Source organism: Kitasatospora sp. NBC_00240, from assembly GCF_026342405.1.
In the GTDB taxonomy this organism is placed as follows: domain Bacteria; phylum Actinomycetota; class Actinomycetes; order Streptomycetales; family Streptomycetaceae; genus Kitasatospora.
In genome coordinates this window covers 4,657,336-4,673,152 of record NZ_JAPEMU010000001.1, presented here as the reverse complement: position 1 = coordinate 4,673,152, position 15,817 = coordinate 4,657,336, and the positions used below count along the sequence as shown (strand labels likewise).

The 15,817-nt window shown below is 74.6% G+C and carries 17 protein-coding genes and 3 tRNA genes; 10 read left to right on the top strand and 10 right to left on the bottom strand.

The window, feature by feature from the left end; all coding sequences use genetic code 11:
• Window positions 1-74: 74 nt before the first annotated feature.
• The 4 genes from OG689_RS19800 to OG689_RS19785 all read right to left on the bottom strand — a co-directional run bounded on the left by OG689_RS19800 (window position 75) and on the right by OG689_RS19785 (window position 3,769).
• Window positions 75-932 (bottom strand): hypothetical protein, encoded by an 858-nt coding sequence (locus tag OG689_RS19800; protein ID WP_266322116.1) that lies wholly within the window; start codon window positions 930-932, stop codon window positions 75-77.
• Window positions 932-1,456, bottom strand: coding sequence for a SigE family RNA polymerase sigma factor (locus OG689_RS19795; protein WP_266322115.1), 525 nt, complete (start codon window positions 1,454-1,456; stop codon window positions 932-934). The genes OG689_RS19800 and OG689_RS19795 overlap by 1 nt, the downstream gene beginning before the upstream one ends.
• Before the next feature lie 126 nt (window positions 1,457-1,582).
• The gene (locus OG689_RS19790; RefSeq protein ID WP_266322114.1) at window positions 1,583-2,971 is read right to left on the bottom strand and encodes a polysaccharide lyase family 1 protein; all 1,389 of its coding nucleotides are present in this window, start codon (window positions 2,969-2,971) and stop codon (window positions 1,583-1,585) included.
• 105 nt (window positions 2,972-3,076) lie between these two features.
• Window positions 3,077-3,769, bottom strand: a complete 693-nt coding sequence (locus OG689_RS19785) for an NAD(P)H-binding protein (RefSeq protein ID WP_266322113.1) — start codon at window positions 3,767-3,769, stop codon at window positions 3,077-3,079.
• An 83-nt stretch (window positions 3,770-3,852) separates the two neighbouring features.
• Between OG689_RS19785 and OG689_RS19780 the strand changes: the two genes are divergently transcribed.
• The 3 genes from OG689_RS19780 to OG689_RS19770 all read left to right on the top strand — a co-directional run bounded on the left by OG689_RS19780 (window position 3,853) and on the right by OG689_RS19770 (window position 6,598).
• The gene (locus OG689_RS19780; RefSeq protein ID WP_266322112.1) at window positions 3,853-4,467 is read left to right on the top strand and encodes a TetR family transcriptional regulator; all 615 of its coding nucleotides are present in this window, start codon (window positions 3,853-3,855) and stop codon (window positions 4,465-4,467) included.
• Between the two features lie 89 nt (window positions 4,468-4,556).
• Window positions 4,557-5,312 carry a hypothetical protein gene (locus OG689_RS19775; RefSeq protein ID WP_266322110.1) on the top strand — a complete coding sequence of 252 codons (756 nt, stop codon included), beginning with the start codon at window positions 4,557-4,559 and terminating at the stop codon, window positions 5,310-5,312.
• On the top strand, window positions 5,309-6,598 hold the full coding sequence (locus OG689_RS19770; RefSeq protein ID WP_266322108.1) for a nucleotidyl transferase AbiEii/AbiGii toxin family protein: 1,290 nt from the start codon (window positions 5,309-5,311) through the stop codon (window positions 6,596-6,598). Before OG689_RS19775 ends, OG689_RS19770 begins: the two co-directional genes overlap by 4 nt.
• A 205-nt stretch (window positions 6,599-6,803) precedes the next feature.
• Here OG689_RS19770 and OG689_RS19765 read toward each other — a convergent pair whose 3' ends face one another.
• From OG689_RS19765 to OG689_RS19745, 5 genes are all read right to left on the bottom strand, one after another.
• Window positions 6,804-7,046, bottom strand: coding sequence for a hypothetical protein (locus tag OG689_RS19765; RefSeq protein WP_266322106.1), 243 nt, complete (start codon window positions 7,044-7,046; stop codon window positions 6,804-6,806).
• A gap of 472 nt (window positions 7,047-7,518) precedes the next feature.
• Window positions 7,519-7,592: transfer RNA gene (locus OG689_RS19760), tRNA-Phe, on the bottom strand.
• 27 nt (window positions 7,593-7,619) lie between these two features.
• Window positions 7,620-7,693, bottom strand: a tRNA-Asp gene (locus tag OG689_RS19755).
• Window positions 7,694-7,751: 58 nt separating this feature from the next.
• Window positions 7,752-7,824 (bottom strand) — tRNA-Glu (locus OG689_RS19750).
• A gap of 163 nt (window positions 7,825-7,987) precedes the next feature.
• Window positions 7,988-8,329 carry a metallopeptidase family protein gene (locus OG689_RS19745; RefSeq protein WP_266322104.1) on the bottom strand — a complete coding sequence of 114 codons (342 nt, stop codon included), beginning with the start codon at window positions 8,327-8,329 and terminating at the stop codon, window positions 7,988-7,990.
• A gap of 69 nt (window positions 8,330-8,398) precedes the next feature.
• Here OG689_RS19745 and crcB (OG689_RS19740) point away from each other — a divergent pair, with 69 nt between their 5' ends.
• From crcB (OG689_RS19740) to OG689_RS19715, 6 genes are all read left to right on the top strand, one after another.
• Window positions 8,399-8,923, top strand: coding sequence for a fluoride efflux transporter CrcB (gene crcB, locus OG689_RS19740; RefSeq protein WP_266322102.1), 525 nt, complete (start codon window positions 8,399-8,401; stop codon window positions 8,921-8,923).
• Window positions 8,920-9,297, top strand: coding sequence for a DUF190 domain-containing protein (locus OG689_RS19735; protein WP_266322100.1), 378 nt, complete (start codon window positions 8,920-8,922; stop codon window positions 9,295-9,297). The genes crcB (OG689_RS19740) and OG689_RS19735 overlap by 4 nt, the downstream gene beginning before the upstream one ends.
• The gene (crcB, locus tag OG689_RS19730; protein ID WP_266322099.1) at window positions 9,294-9,668 is read left to right on the top strand and encodes a fluoride efflux transporter CrcB; all 375 of its coding nucleotides are present in this window, start codon (window positions 9,294-9,296) and stop codon (window positions 9,666-9,668) included. Before OG689_RS19735 ends, crcB (OG689_RS19730) begins: the two co-directional genes overlap by 4 nt.
• A gap of 286 nt (window positions 9,669-9,954) precedes the next feature.
• Window positions 9,955-10,560 (top strand): hypothetical protein, encoded by a 606-nt coding sequence (locus tag OG689_RS19725; protein WP_266322097.1) that lies wholly within the window; start codon window positions 9,955-9,957, stop codon window positions 10,558-10,560.
• A gap of 194 nt (window positions 10,561-10,754) precedes the next feature.
• Window positions 10,755-13,100, top strand: coding sequence for a DEAD/DEAH box helicase (locus OG689_RS19720; protein ID WP_266322096.1), 2,346 nt, complete (start codon window positions 10,755-10,757; stop codon window positions 13,098-13,100).
• Between the two features lie 178 nt (window positions 13,101-13,278).
• A complete protein-coding gene (locus tag OG689_RS19715; protein WP_266322095.1) occupies window positions 13,279-14,115 on the top strand; it encodes a TIGR02452 family protein in 837 nt (278 codons plus the stop codon).
• Between the two features lie 22 nt (window positions 14,116-14,137).
• Here the strand turns inward: OG689_RS19715 and OG689_RS19710 are convergent, their stop codons facing one another.
• On the bottom strand, window positions 14,138-14,440 hold the full coding sequence (locus tag OG689_RS19710) for a hypothetical protein (protein WP_266322093.1): 303 nt from the start codon (window positions 14,438-14,440) through the stop codon (window positions 14,138-14,140).
• Window positions 14,441-14,546: 106 nt separating this feature from the next.
• Here OG689_RS19710 and OG689_RS19705 point away from each other — a divergent pair, with 106 nt between their 5' ends.
• A complete protein-coding gene (locus OG689_RS19705) occupies window positions 14,547-15,794 on the top strand; it encodes an SLC13 family permease (protein ID WP_266322092.1) in 1,248 nt (415 codons plus the stop codon).
• Window positions 15,795-15,817 lie beyond the last annotated feature (23 nt).

The window sequence follows — 15,817 nt, the reverse complement described above, 5'->3', positions numbered from 1 at the left end:
CAGGTCGGCCGGGCCCACGCGGCCCGGCCGGTGCGGTGCGTCCCCGTCCCGGCCGGCTCTCACCCGGCCGGCTCTCAGTGAGTGCGGGCGAAGTCGCCCCACACCGAGGCACCCGCGTCGGCCGACCGGGCGTCGGCCCGGTAGGTGTCGTCCTTGGCGTCCCGGCCGCCCGGTGCGTGGTCGTACCGTCCGGCGAAGAGGTGCTGGCCGACCGGCACGCTCCGGCCGGCCCGCAGGGTCCAGCGGTAGACGAGGACGTCGCCCTCCACCCGCACGCTCACCGTGAAGTCCTCGGCGGGCAGGCTCTGCCGGCTCCCGGCGTCCTGGACGCCGGCGGTCCGGGCGATCCGGAGCTCCACCGTCAGCGAGGTCAGCGGCTTGCGGGCCTTGAGCGTGACGTTGCTCTGCGCCCAGGTCGTGGTGCTGTCCGGGTCTACCGAGCCGTCCGACCAGAGCGGGCCGTCCTCGGTGTGCGAGCCGCCGGCCGGGGCCGTCGGTCCGGCCGTGGCGGAGGCCGGGGCCGTTGGTCCGGCCGGTGCGGACGCGGCCCCGGTTGCGGTGGCGGGCGAAGCCGTCGCGGAGCGGGCCGGGGCCGGTTCGGCCGGCGTCGTGGGGGCCGGCGGACCGGCGGACCGGGACGGCGAGCGGGACGGCGAGGGGCTCGGCGCCGTCGGGCCGGTGACGCCGGGCGGCCGGGGAGTCCGCTCCCGGACGACGGAGGCCACCGCGAAGCCGCCCACCACCAGGGCGCCGGCGGTGGCGAGGGCGGTGATCCAGACCCGCGGCCAGGAGGCGGCGCCGGTCCGTGCCGGGGCCCGGTCGGGCCGGGCCTCGCGGGCGGTGCCGCGCTCCACCCGGGCGAGCATCCGGGCCCGGTCGGGCCGGTGCGCGGCCGCCGCCTCGCGCAGCCGCGCGCGCAGGTCCTCGTCCATCAGTTCCTCCTCCCCGCCAGTACGTCGGCGGTGCGCCCGCCGAGCATCCGCTCCAACTCGGCCAGGCCCTTGGAGGTCTGGCTCTTCACCGTACCGACCGATATGCCCAGGGCCAGCGCGGTGTCCTTCTCCGAGAGGTCGAAGGCGTGCCGCAGCACCACGCAGGTCCGCTTGCGGAACGGCAGCCGGCCCAGCGCCTCCCGGACGTCCACCACGGCCGCGACGTCCGGCCCGTCCGCGTGCTCGGCACGCCGGTCCCAGAACAGCGTGACCCGGCGGCGCTCGCGGACGGCGCTGCGGATCCGGGCGCGGGCCATGTTCGCGACCACGCCCCGGGCGTACGCGACCGGACTCCCGGCCCGCCGCACCCGGTCCCAGCGGTGCCACAGGGCCACCAGCGCGTCCGCCGCGAGGTCGTCGGCGGCGTCCGCCTCACCGGTCAGCAGGTGGGCGAGCCGGGCGAGTTCGGCGTAGTGACGCTCGAAGAAGTCGTGGAACTCCGCGGATGCGTCGTCGACGGCCATGCCGTAGGTGACCTCTCCGTGTGATGCGCCCCTTCCCGCCGGGAGCGGGGCGGCAGCCTACCAATCGGTACGCGGGGGCGGCGGGGGCGGGCGGGCCGCCCCCGCCGGACCTCCGCGGCCCGGCCGTCAGCCGGTGACGGTCCCGGTCGCCTGGCGGGGCGCGACGGTGCCGGCGGCGGTGAGCACGCCCGCGCCCGCCGCCTTGGCCAGCTCCCCGGGCAGGCCGGCGGCGTCGGCGCGGTAGCCGGCGGTCAGCGTCGGGGTCCAGTTCACCGTCGCCTTGATCTTCTTCGAGTTGGCGGCGTTGTACGCGGCCACCAGGTCGGTGACCTTCCCGTCGACCAGGTTCCCGCTGCCCGCGACCGCGCCGGTACCGTCGCCGCTGAGCAACTGCGAGACCTTCCGGTCCGCCGACAGGGCCCAGTAATTGCCCTGCGCCACGACCTGCGCGCCGGCCCGGGAGTTGATGCTGTAGCTGGCGGTGTAGCCGTTCAGCGGAGCGGTCTCGTAGTAGTTGTTGTACAGGTGGATCTGCCCCACCCGGGCCAGCGGTGCCCGCTGGACGATGCCCTGGAAGACGTTGTGGTGCAGGGTGACCCGCAGCTTGGTGTCGTTGTCGCTGCTGCCGATGAGCATGGTCTTGTCGTGGTTGGTGAACCGGTTGTACTCCACCGTCACCAGGTCCGAGGCCTTGGTGACGTCGAGTGCGCCGTCGTGCACCTGGTACTCGCGCCCGAAGTAGGCCGGGTTCGACCGGTCGTAGTGCGGTCCGTCGCCGAAGGTGTTGTGGTCGGCCCACACATGGGTGGCGCCGCGCAGGGTCACCGAGTCGTACGCCGAGTTCCAGTTGCCCGAGGAGCCGTCGGTGGGGTCCCACTGCGGGAAGCAGTCCCGGGTGTCGGTGAAGGAGAGGTTGCGGATGATGACGTTGTCCGCGCCCTTCACCTGGAGGCTGCCGCCGGTGATCGTCGCGCCCGTCCCGGGCACCCCCACGATGGTGGTGCGGGACGGTACCGACAGCACCACCCGGGCCGCCTGCCTGCCCTGGGCGGCCGCCCTGGCGTCCTCCTGCGCGCCGGACGGCAGCTTGGAGCGGCCCCAGGTCGCCGGGTCGTACGCCTTCAGGTAGCCGGCGAGCGAGTACCCGGTGCCGGAGGCGTAGTCCGCGCAGTCCAGGGCCTTGCCGGAGTCGTCGGTGTTGGCGTCGATGACGCCCTTGACCTGGATGATCCGCGGCGCGCCGGCCTTGCCGGCCTTCAGCGCCTTCACCAGCCCGGCCCGGTCGGTGATGGTGAAGACGTGCGCCGCGTCGGCGGCGCCGCCGCCGGTGGTGCCGGAGCCGGCGGCGGCCCAGCCGTCCTTGGCGGGCAGTGCCGCGTGCCCGAGGTCGGCGACGGCCGCCTGGGCGCTCATGACCAGCGGTACGGCGCCCAGGCCGGCGGCGGCCAGGACGGCTGCGCCGAGCAGGGCGAACCGCCGGGCGGCGGGGGAGCGGCGGTGCGAGGGAGCAGACACGTGAGGTGTTCCTAACGGTGAGGGGCCCTGTCCGGTCCTCAGTTGCCGCCGCCGCGGGAAAGGTTGCCGCGGGGTGGAGCGAATTCTCCGGGGCCGGATCCGCCGCTACTTCTTCCGGGTGGCCTCGCGCCAGATCAGCCGGGGGATGCTCGGCCGGACGTCCGTGGTGACCACGCCCATCGCCTTCCGGACGAACCGGCCCTCGGCCAGCTCCCGCAGCATGGCCGCGGCGAGGTCGGCCCGGGCGGTGAACACCCCGTCGCCGCTGTTCTCGGCCACCTGGAAGTCCGTCACCACCGGGTGGTCGAAGAGACCGGACGGGCGGGCGACCGTCCAGTCCAGCTCGCCGGCCGCCAGTACCGCCTCCATCCGGCGCATGTCCTCGTGCGCGGTCCGGGCGATCACCCGGTTCACGTACGGGTCCAGCACGTTGTTGAAGAAGAAGGCGCCGCTCGGGCGCCAGGCCGGGTCGGTGACGCTGGAGCCGACCGCCACCAGCCGCTTCACCCCGTGCCGGGCCATCGCCGCGGCGGCGTTGCGGACCCCGGCCGAGTAGACGTCGACCGGCCGCCGGCTCGGCGGCACCCCCAGTGCGGAGACCACGGCGTCGCTGCCCTCGACCGCCGCGTCGAGCGCGCCCGGGGCGGTGACGTCCGCGGCGACGATGGTGAGCCCGGCCCGGGGCGCCAGCGCCGCGGCCCGGCGGGCCACCGCGGTGACCCGGTGGCCGGCGGCCAGGGCCTGTTCGGTGAGCTCGCGGCCGGTCGGACCGGTGGCGCCGAGCACGACGATACGCATGGGGTTCCCCTCTCCCGCCCCGGACGTTCCGGGGCCTGTGAACGCCTTGACACTGCCGCCCGGCGGCGCGATATTCCACCGTGATGAATAAATTACGAGGCCGCCCGCGCGGCAATCCGCCCACCAAGGACCTGATCACCGAGGCCGCCCGCGGCCTCTTCCTGCGCCACGGCTACCGCGGCACCACCGTCCGCGCCATCGCCGCCGAGGCCGGCGTCGACTCGGCGCTGATCAGCTACCACTTCGGCTCCAAGCAGGGCCTGTTCGGCGTGGTCACGCAGGTCCAGTGCGCGCAGTCGCTGGCCCTGGCCCCGGCCCTGGCGGGCGACCCGGACGGCCTGCCGGACCGCCTCCTGCGGGCCGTCACCGATCTCTGGGACGACACCGAGTTCAACCGGCTCGCGGTCCAGAACGAGGACGTGATGCGGGTCTTCCGGGAGTACCTGGACCAGGAGGTGCTGGCCCGGATCGCTGAATATCTCGGCGGCCCCGACGCCACCGACCGGGCCACCGCCGCCGTCACCGTGATCGGCGGCCTGATCTTCACCCGCTACCTCAACCCGCTCCCCACCCTGGCCCGGCTGACCTCCGCCGACGTCCGCCGGATCCTCGCCCCCACCCTGCACGCCGCGCTGCGGCCCCGCCCCCGCCCCGTCCTGCGGCCGGACGCCCGGTACGTCCTGGCGGGGCGCCGCTGACCTCGGTGCCGGTCCCGGCAGCGTGGCCCGGGCGCCGGCGGCGCCGAATCCTGTTTCCGCCGGCCGGGAGCCCCTGGGATCATCCAGCCATGCCGCTGTCCACCCCCACCGCCGGGCGCCCGGCCGCCACCGCCCCGCCCGGCGCCCGCCATGACGCCGTCGACCGTACGGACGCGCTCTTCACCGGCGAGTTCGAGATCCACGTCACCGTCCGCTGCGAGGGCCGCGAGCTGGACCGGCTCGACCGGTGGGCGGCGGACCGGGGTCTGAAGCTCACCCACATCGTCCTGGCCCGCGGGCGGACCACCTCCCAGCCGATGCTCACCCTGGGCGGCCCGGGCACCCTCCGCGAGCAGCGGGAGACCGCCAGGGCCACGGCCGAGGACTTGCGGGACGCGGGCTTCGAGCCGATCCGGGTGAAGATCGAGGCGGCCCCGTGGGCCGGTGGGGTGCCGGCCTCCGACGCCGAAGCCGCACGGCTCGGCCCCGCCTTCCACTTCGAGCACCACCTCAAGGTGCGGCTGGGCCCGGGCGCCGGCCGCGAGGACCTCGCCGCGGTGTCCGGCGGGCACACCGCCCACGTCTCCTGGAACGCCCGGCGCACCGACCGGGCCGGCCGGCAGGAGCGCTTCGTCACCCAGCGCTGTCACGGCGTCGGCCTGGAGACGGCCGGCCGGCGGCTGGCCCGGCTGGTCGACGCGGTGTCCGGCGCGGGCTTCGAGATCGTGGCGGTGGAGCGGGAGTTCGTGGTGCACGACAGTGACGTCACGGTCGACGACGGCTGGATCGAGCCCGGTACGGTCGAGGACCTGCCGGTCGTCGGCCGAGGGGAGGAGCAGGCATGACCGGCAGCTGGGGTTCGTTCGACCGGCGCAGCACCGAGGTGCCCCGGGAGCCGCTGGAGGAGGATCAGCGCACTCGCCTCGACCTCCCCCGCACGCTCCGTCCGGTCCCGGGCGACGGGGTGGTGCAGCGTCCGGTCTTCGACCCGGCCCTGAAGCAGTACTCGAACGCCTACCGCGCGGCCGACCCGCGGTTCGCCGACCAGGCCGTGGAGGCCCGCTGGGTCGCGGCCCGGCGGCTGGCGATGGACCTGGTGCTGACGGCGATCGCGGGCTCCGAGTGGGTCGACCACCTCGTCCTGCGCGGCAGCGTGCTGCTCAGGACCTGGTTCGGGGAGGCCGCGCGCGAGCCCGGCGACCTCGACTTCGTGGTGGCCCCGCAGTCCTGGCGGATCGAGGAGGGCCGCACCACCGTGATGCTGGACGGCCTCGCCCGAGCGGCCCAGCGGGCCGGCGAGCGCGAGGGCGGCACGGTGCGCTTCGACGCCTCGGCCGCCGTCGGCGAGGACATCTGGACCTACGAGCGGGTGCCCGGCCGCCGGCTGGTCCTGCCCTGGACGGCCGAGGGGCTCCCCGGGGGCGTGGTCCAGCTCGACTTCGTCTTCAACGAGCGGCTGCCCGTCGAGCCGGAGCCGGTCCTGCTGCCGAGGCTCTCCGGCGGCCCCGGTGAAGCCCTGCTGAACGGGGTGACCGCCGAACTCTCGCTGGCCTGGAAGCTCATGTGGCTGGTCTGCGACATGCACCCGCAGGGCAAGGACCTCCACGACGCGGTACTGCTCGCCGAGCACTGCGAGCTGCGGTACGACGTCCTGCGGGACACCTTCCTCGACGGCGATCCCGAGGAGGCGCTGCGCCCCGTGCGGCCGGAGACCGTCACCGCGCTGGCGGCTCAGGTCGAGTGGACGCACTTCGAGACGGAGTACCCGCACCTCGCGGGCAGCGCCGCCGACCAGGTGGCCCGCCTGGCGGCCGCCCTCACCCCGACCTTCCGGGCGGTGGCGGACGCCGACGGGCGGGGGCTCGGCAGCTGGTGGCTGGAGCCCTGGGTGGCGCGCTACCGCGACCTGCTGGCCCGCAAGAGCATGCGCTCGGTGCAGAAGCGGATGTCGGCCGCCCACATCCCGACGGCCGCCGCCGTCGCCATCACCCGCGAACTGTCCGGCCCCGACCGCCGCACCCCGGCCGAGGCCTACGCCCTGGTCGCCCAGGACCCGGCGCGCGCCCGGGCCGTCGAGCACTACCGCCGCAACCCGGGCGCCCTGGCGTCGGACCTGGACAGCTGGGCCTGACGGCGGCGGCGGACCCGACCTCCGGGCGACCACCGCCCGGCCGGGGCAAGGACGTCGCGCGCCTGCGATCACGATGAGAAGGGGTCGGTGTCGTCACGTGGATCGCGTGCGTCGACGACGGCTGTTCGTTGCGCCGTCAGACCGGGCCCCGCGATGTGGTGGCGCCCGCATTTGGCACCCCGCGGTTCGAGGAGCCCGGTCCCGCTCAGCTGTCGGAGGTCCTTGCCGGCGGTGATCTCGGCGACCGGCCCTCCCCGGAGCGTTTCGGTGCGGCGCGATACGTGGAGTTGCGTACGCGCAGGCCCGTGGCGGCGTCGAACGGCGCGGTAAGGGTGCGTTCGGGCAGTCGGTGCCGGGCGGCGGGGGTGTCCAGCTCGACCCACGGCCGACTGCTCTCCTCGATCCGGCGTGAGACCGTGCGCGCCTGCCGCAGGTGCGCCGTGAGCATGGAACGGAGCCATGGCCGTGCGTCGCCGTCCGGTTGCCATGCTCCGCGTCCTACCCGTGCCAGGACCTGGCAGCGGCTGCGGCCTGCCGGGCCTGCGGTTCGTCCTGCGCTTCGAGCCGTGGAATCCCGCCGCCTCTCCGTTCGACGCGCCCCCGCGAGGAACCCTTTGGGCGAGCACGACGGCCCTCCCCAAGGCGTCGCTGCCGAACCGCGGCGCCGTGTTCGCGGGGGCGGTGCTGCGTGGATCCGGGAGGCCGGCGAGGCCGGATCGCGAACGGCCATCCCGCATCGGGGCGGGGGCGGGGCACGGCTGAGCGGTGACCAGGTCAAGCGGTGTCGCCACCGTCGGGGCCGGCTCCCTCGGGGCCGCTGTCGTAGGCCGAAGGTCCCCCGAGCCGTCGGCATACCGCTTGGCATGCCGGACACGAGAAAGCCCCCGGTGAGTGAACTCACCGGGGGCTTTCAGCAGCTGTGGCCAGGGCCGGGGTCGAACCGGCGACCTTCCGCTTTTCAGGCGGACGCTCGTACCAACTGAGCTACCTGGCCGTACTGCACCATCTCTTGCGAGACGAGCGATCCTGACGGGACTTGAACCCGCGACCTCCACCTTGACAGGGTGGCGAGCTAACCAACTGCTCCACAGGACCTCGTGCGGATCTCATCCGCCTCGGCTTCTTGCGATGCCGACTTTACTACGTTACTACGTGCCCCCAACGGGATTCGAACCCGTGCTACCGCCTTGAAAGGGCGGCGTCCTGGGCCACTAGACGATGAGGGCTTGCGGCCTGTCCGGTTCTGAAGTTTCCAGCGTTCGGGGACGTCGAGAAGCATATGGGATGCCGGGCGGATCGCCAAAACGGTTTCGTCCGGTCAGGCGTGGCGCGGGTTCCGCGGGGCTTCGGGGCGGCCTGGGGAGTGCCCCGGGCGGTGCCGGGGGCGGCTCAGGACCAGCCGAGTTCGTCCAGCTCGTGGTCGTCGAAGCCGAAGTGGTGGGCCACCTCGTGGATCACCGTGGTGCGGACCTCGGCGACCACGTCCTCGCGGCTGTCGCACTGCCGCAGGGTCGGGCCGCGGTAGACGATGATCCGGTCGGGCAGGACGCCGGCGTACCACTCGCCGCGTTCGGTGAGCGGTGTGCCCTCGTAGAGGCCGAGGAGGTCCGGGGCGATCGCGTCGGGTTCGTCCTCGACGAAGACGGCGACGTTGTCCATCATGGCCGCGAGCTTCGGGGGGATCTGGTCGAGGGCGTCGCTCACGAGCAGCTCGAAGTCTTCCCGGGTCATCTCCACGGTTCATTGTCGGCTCTGGGGTGACGCGGTGCCAGGTCATCGGCCCAGGTGTTTCATGGGGTCATGAGTTCGGAGCGGACCGTGCGGCCGGAGGCCGGGAGCGGGAGCGGTGGCGGGCACGGCGGCGGCGCGGTGCGCCGCCCGCCGGTGCTGCGCGGGCAGTGGCCGGCGGTGGGCGTGGTCGCGGTGGGCGGCGCGCTGGGGGCGTCGGCGCGGTACGGGGCGGGGCTGTGGTGGCCGACCGGCGGGGCGGAGCAGTTCCCGTGGACGACGCTGCTGGTGAACGTGGCCGGCTGCGCGGTGATCGGGGTCTTCCTGGTGGCGGTGACCGAGGGCCGGCCGGTGCATCCGCTGGTCCGCCCGTTCTTCGGCACGGGGGTGCTGGGCGGGTTCACCACCTTCTCGACGTACGCGGTGGACGTCCACCGGCTGTTCGACGAGGGCCGGCCCGGGGCGGCGGTGGCCTACCTGGGGCTGACGCTGCTGGCCGCGCTCGGCGCGGTCGGGGCGGCCGCCGCCCTCACCCGGTGGCTGATCCGCCGTCCGGCCCGCCGCCGGTCCGGCCCGGCCGGTGGGGGTGCGCGGTGAGCCGGCCGGTGGGGGCGGCGCTGCGGCTGACTGTGATCGTCGGCGAGAACGACACCTGGCACCACCGGCCGCTGTACAGCGAGATCGTCCACCGGGCGCACGCGGCCGGTCTGGCCGGGGCGAGCGTGTTCCGGGGCGTCGAGGGGTTCGGGGCCTCGTCGCTGATCCACACCTCCCGGCTGCTGTCGTTGGGGGAGGACCTGCCGGTGGCGGTGGTGCTGGTCGACACCGAGGAGCGGGTACGGGCCTTCCTGCCGGAGCTGGACGGGCTGTCCCCGGAGGGGCTGGTCACACTGGAGCGCTGCGAGGTGCTCCTCCCGCGGCCGCCGGCCGCCGGGGGCCCGGCGGCCGGGGCCGAGGGGGAGCGCGGATGAACTGGCTGCTGGTGGTGGCGGGTGCGATGGTCGGCGCGCCGCTGCGGTACTTGACCGACCGGTCGGTCCAGTCGCGGCACGACTCGGTGTTCCCCTGGGGCACCTTCGTGGTCAACGTGGCGGGATGCCTGGTGCTCGGACTGCTGACCGGCGCGGTGGCGGCCGGTGCGGCGTCCTCGCGACTGCAACTCCTGCTCGGCACCGGGCTGTGCGGGGCGCTGACCACCTACTCGACCTTCTCGTACGAGACGTTGCGGCTGGCCGAGGGCGGGGTCCGGCTGTACGCGCTGGCGAACGTGGCGGGCAGCATCACGGCCGGCCTGGCCGCCGTGTACGCCGGGACGGGGCTGGCGCACGCCCTCTGGGGCTGACCCGGGGCCGGCGGGCGCCCGGAGGCGCCGGCCGGCCGCGCCGGGTTGCGCCGAGCGGATGGCCGGCGCGGCGTTCGTGGCCGGGCGCCCGTGTCCCCGTCGGCCGGAGCGCGTTGGGCACCGGAAACGGCCGTGCGCAGCGGGGCGGCCGCGGTGGGGCGGCAGGAGAGGGAGCTCGGTGACTGCGGTGCGTTCGGTGCGTTCGGTGCGTTCGGTCCAGGCGGTTCGTGCGGTGGAGGCGGGTGCCGGCCGGCCGGGTCGTCCGCCCAGGGTGTCGGCGGCGCGGGTGGCGGCCCCCCGGGCCCGGCGGCTGCGGGCGGGCGCGCTGCGGGCGGCGGCCGCGCTGGCGGTGGCGGGCCTGGGGCTGACGGGTTGCATGTCGGTCGGCCCCAGCTCGGACAAGCAGGGCGGGTCGGTGCCGGTCGGCTCGGCCGGTACGGCCGGCCGGAGCGGCGCGGCCGGCGGCGCCGCGGGCGCGGGCCACGCCGGTCCCGGGCGGACCGAGCGTCCGACGGTGGCGCAGGGGGACGGGACGATGTCGCCGGCCGCGTCGGTGCCGGGCGAGCCGCTGCCGGTGCTGCCCGGCGCCGCGCCGGCGGGGGTGGTCGCGGTGCCCGGCGCAGCGCCGGACGAGCCGGAGCGGACGGGCCCGGCGGCGAGCCCCGCGGCCGGGGGCGGGCTGTCGCCCGAGCCCACGGCGGGGAGCGGCTCGGGCGGCTCCGGCCCGGTCGGCGGCGGGGTGGGCAGCCCGGCGGCCAGCCCCAGCGCGCCGTCCCAGCCGTCACCCGCGCCCGATCACTCCACGGCGGCCCCGTCGGCCACCTTGATCGTGCTGCCCTCGCCCAGTAACTCCGGATCCTCGGCGCCGACCCAGGCGACGAGCGGCCATTAGCGGTCTGGCCAGGGCATTTGCCTATGATCCCGAGGTTCGTCTATGGTAGTAGATCGTTACTTTGAACCATTTGCTTGGCGCCCTATTCCCATCTGGCGCCCTTGGCGCGTTCCGGCGATCCGTGGCTGACCGCATAGAGGCGGTTGAGACCAGAACCCCGGACTTAGGCGCGTGCCACTTCCGGAAGGTTTTGCATGTCTCTCGTTGACGACGCCCGCTTCGCCATGCCCGCGAACGAGTCCGCCGCCGATGTTCCCACCACCGAGACCGAGCTCACCGAGCTGACCGGCCTCGACGACTTCACCGACGAGATCGAGGCCGACGAGGCCGAGGACGTCGAGCCCGCCGAGCCCACCGTCACCTTCGGCGACCTCGGTCTGCACGACGACGTGGTGCGGGCCCTGGCCAAGCGCGGCGTCACCACCCCGTTCCCGATCCAGGCCGCGACCATCCCGGACGCGCTGGCCGGCAAGGACGTGCTGGGCCGTGGCCGTACCGGCTCCGGCAAGACCCTGAGCTTCGGCCTTCCGCTGCTCACCCGCATCGCCGCGGCCGAGGGCCGCACCAAGCCGAAGCACCCCCGCGGTCTGATCCTGGTCCCGACCCGTGAGCTGGCCATGCAGGTGGCCGACGCGCTGGAGCCCTTCGGCTCGGTGCTCGGCCTCAAGCTCAAGGTCGTCTGCGGCGGCACCTCGATGTCCAACCAGATCTACGCGCTGGAGCGCGGTGTCGACGTCCTCGTCGCCACCCCCGGCCGTCTGCGCGACCTGATCAACCGCAACACCGCCAAGCTCGACGAGGTCATGGTCACCGTCCTGGACGAGGCCGACCAGATGGCCGACATGGGCTTCCTGCCCGAGGTCACCGAGATCCTCGACAAGGTGCCGTCCGGCGGCCAGAGCCTGCTCTTCTCGGCGACGCTCGAGAACGAGATCGACAGCCTGGTCAAGCGCTACCTGAAGAACCCGGTCACCCACGAGGTCGACGCGGCCCAGGGCGCGGTCACCACCATGAGCCACCACATCCTCGTGGTGAAGCCCAAGGACAAGGCGCCGATCACCAACGCCATCGCCGCCCGCAAGGGCCGGACGATCATCTTCGTCCGCACCCAGATGGGCGCCGACCGCGTCGCCGAGCAGCTGATCGAGGCCGGCGTGAAGGCCGACGCGCTGCACGGCGGGATGACCCAGGGCGCCCGTACCCGAGTGCTCGGCGACTTCAAGGACGGCTACCTCAACGTCGTCGTCGCCACCGACGTCGCCGCGCGTGGCATCCACGTCGACGACATCGACCTGGTGCTCAACGTCGACCCGGCCGGCGACCACAAGGACTACCTGCACCGCTCGGGCCGCACCGCCCGCGCCGGCCGCTCCGGCGCCGTCGTCACCCTGGTGCTGCCGCACCAGCGCCGTGGCGTGTTCCGCCTGATGGAGGACGCCGGCGTCGACGCCAGCCGTCACATCCTCGACCACGCCTTCGACGCCGAGGTGGCCCGGATCACCGGCGCCCGCTCGCTCGTCGAGGTCCAGGCCGAGAGCGCGGCCGGCATCGCCGGTGCCGCCGAGCGCGAGCTCGCCGACATGACCCGCCAGCTGGAGCGCGCGCAGCGCCGCGCCACCGAGCTGCGCGAGGAGGCCGACCGCCTCGCCGCCCGCGCGGCGCGCGAGCGGGCCGAGCTGGGCATCGAGGACGAGGCCCCGGTCGCCGTCACCGAGGCCGACGCGGCCGAGGCCGGCACCGAGACCGCCGCCCCGGCGGCGGTCGAGGAGGAGCGCGTCCCCGCCTACCGCGAGGCCCGCACCGAGCGCCCCTCCTACGGCGACCGCGACAGCCGCGACAGCCGTGGCTCGGGCAGCTTCAACCGTGACCGTGACGACCGCGGCGGCCGCTCCGGCGGCTTCAACCGTGACCGTGACGACCGCGGCGGCCGCTCGGGCGGCTTCAACCGTGACGACCGTCCGGCCCGTTCCGGTGGTTTCAACCGTGACGACCGTCCGGCCCGCTCCTTCGGCGACCGTGACAACCGCGGTGGTGGCTCGGGCTTCAACCGTGACGACCGCGGCGGCCGCACCGGCGGCGGTTTCAACCGTGACGACCGCGGCGGCCGTTCGTTCGGCGACCGTGACAACCGTGGCGGTGGCTCGGGCTTCAACCGTGACGACCGTCCGGCCCGTTCCGGTGGTTTCAACCGTGACGACCGTCCGGCCCGCTCCTTCGGCGACCGTGACAACCGTGGCGGTGGCTCGGGCTTCAACCGTGACGACCGTCCGGCCCGCTCCGGTGGTTTCAACCGCGACGACCGTCCGGCCCGCTCCTTCGGCGACCGCCCGGCCCGCCCGTTCGGCGACCGTGACGAGCGCGGCAGCAGCAGCCGTCCGTTCTCCCGTCGCGACGACCACCGCTCCGGTGGCCGCCCGCAGGGCACCGGCGGCGGCTTCAACCGTGACGACCGTGGCGGCCGCACCGGCGGCGGCTTCAACCGTGACGACCGTGGCGGCAGCTTCAACGGCGGCGACCGCAAGCCGCGTTGGAAGAACTGACGCTTCGTAGGTCCGTAGGACCGACGTAGTACTGCTTGGTACCAGGCCACGGGCCCGCTCCACTTCGGTGGGGCGGGCCCGTCGGCGTTCCCCCGCTGCGGGCGCCGCCCGGCCTGTTGTTCTTGGAGTGAGAATAACCGGTGGCGCCCGACCGGTCCGCTCGCATACCGTTCCCGGCATGAGCAGCAGACTGCACGAAGTGGCCGCGGTGAACGAGCAGATCGTCGCCCGGGGGAGCTACCGGGCGGCCGGGGGCGAGGAGGTGGAGCTGGCCGGGCGGCTGACCGCCGCCCGGGCCGGCACCGTCTCCTACACCCCGGACGCACTGGCCGCGCTGGTGGCCCGGAGCAGGCCGGGGGCCGGTGCCAAGGCCGTCGAGGTGACGGCGGAGGGCAGCATGCAGGCCGCCCGCCGGCTGGTCGCGGCCGGCGGCCGCCAGGTGGGGGTGCTCAACTTCGCCTCCGCGCGCAACCCGGGCGGCGGATACCTGCGGGGCGCCAAGGCCCAGGAGGAGGACGTCTGCCGAAGCGCCCTGCTGTACACCTGCCTGCTGGAGGCCCCCGACTACTACCAGGCGCACCGCGCGTCCGACGACCTCCGCTACAGCCACCGGGTGATCTACTCGCCCGCCGTACCGGTGCTCCGGGGCGACGACGGCGCCCTGCTCGCCCAGCCGTACGAGGTCGACTTCCTGACCTCGCCGGCACCCAACGCGGGCCAGCTGGCGCTGCGTTCGGCCGGCGTGGACGTCCGCGAGGTGCTGGCCGAGCGGGCCCTGCGGGTGCTCGCGGTGGCCGCCCGGCACGGCGTACGGGAGCTGGTGCTCGGCGCCTGGGGCTGCGGGGTGTTCCGCAACGACCCGGCCCAGGTGGCCGAGGCCTTCGAGGCGGGGCTGGCCGAGTACGGCGCGGCCTTCGACCGGGTGGTGTTCGCGGTCTGGGACCGCACCCGCGTCTCCGCGAACCGGGCGGCCTTCGAGGTCAGGTTCGGTACGGCCGTCCAGCCCGGAGCCTGATCCCCGGCCGGGTGGGGCCGACTCAGCCCTGGCGGGCCGTCACCACGGCCGAGGTCGCGGCCACCACGCCGGTGACCGTGAGCACGGCCGGCCAGGCACCGATCTTCTTCGCGAGCGGGTGCGAACCGCCGAACGCCGCCACGTACAGACCGGTCAGTGCCGCGGCGGCGACCGGGCCGGCCTGCCGCCGCCATCCCGCCGCGGCGGTCGCGCCGGCCACCGCCAGGACGGCGCCGCCCAGCTCACGCCGGCCGCTCCAGCGGGCCACGCCGTAGCCGCCGACCAGACCGGTCGCCGCGACGAGCGCGGTGGGGATCTTCGCCATCATCCACTCCAGAGCCGGGGCGCCGGCCCTGCGGCTGCAGCACCGGTCCCTCCGACCATAACCCGGCCCCGGAACGCGACCGCCGGCACCGTGTCATGATCGGCCGATGAGCACCGCCGTCGCCGAAGCCCTCTCCGTCGTCCTGCTGATCGTGGTGCTCGCCTTCGCCGTGGTCCGCCCGCGCGGCTGGCCGGAGGCGGCCGCCGCCGTCCCCGCCGCCGGACTGCTCCTGGCCGTGGGCGCGGTCGGCCCCGCCGACGCCTGGGCGCAGACCCGCGAACTGCTGCCCGTCGTGGGCTTCCTCGCCGCCATCCTGGTGCTGGCCAAACTCTGCGCCGACGAAGGGCTCTTCGAGAGCGCCGGACAGCTGGTCGCCAAGGTCTGCCACGGGCGGCCCGGGCGGTTGCTCGGCGGGGTCTTCGGCGTCGCCGCGCTGGTCACGGCGGTCCTCAGCCTGGACGCGACGGTGGTCCTGCTCACCCCGGTGGTACTGGCCACCGCCACCCGGCTCGGCGCCCGCTCCCGCCCGCACGCCTACGCCTGCGCACACCTGGCCAACTCGGCCTCGCTGCTGCTGCCCGTCTCCAACCTGACCAACCTGCTGGCGTTCACCGCGAGCGGGCTGACCTTCACCCGGTTCGCGGTGCTGATGGCGCCTGCCTGGGTGGTGGTGATCGGGATCGAGTTCGTGGTCTTCCGGCGGTTCTTCCGGGCCGATCTCGCGGCCGGCGCGCCGCTGCCGCCGCCGCAGGGCCCGGTGGCCGTCCCGCTGTTCACCCTGGTGGTGCTGGGCCTCACCCTGCTGGGCTTCGCGGTGACCTCGCTGGCCGGCGTCAACCCGGCCTGGGCGGCTCTCGGCGGGGTGCTGGTGCTGGGTACCCGGGCGCTGCGGCGCGGGGACGCCACCGTCCGGGAACTCGCCGGCGCGGCCGGGGTGTTCTTCTGCCTCTTCGTGCTCGCGCTCGGCGTGGTGGTCAAGGCGGTGGTCGACAACGGGCTGGGCGCCGGCCTGGACCACCTGCTGCCCGGCGGCGACAGCCTGCCCGAACTGCTCGCCGTCGCCGGCATCGCCGCCGTCCTCGCCAACCTGATCAACAACCTGCCGGCCACGCTCGCCCTGCTCCCGCTCGCCGCGGCCGGCGGGACCGGGCCGGTGCTGGCCGTCCTGGTCGGCGTCAACCTCGGCCCGAACCTCACCTATGTCGGCTCGCTGGCGACCCTGCTGTGGCGGGGACTGCTACCCGAGCCGGTGGAGCTGAAGGTGTTCACCCGGCTCGGACTGATCGTCGTCCCGCTGACCGTGGTCGCGGGGACGGTGTGCGTCTGGGGGATGCTGGGCCTGGTCGGCACCTGACGGGCGGCAGGGCGCCCGGTCCC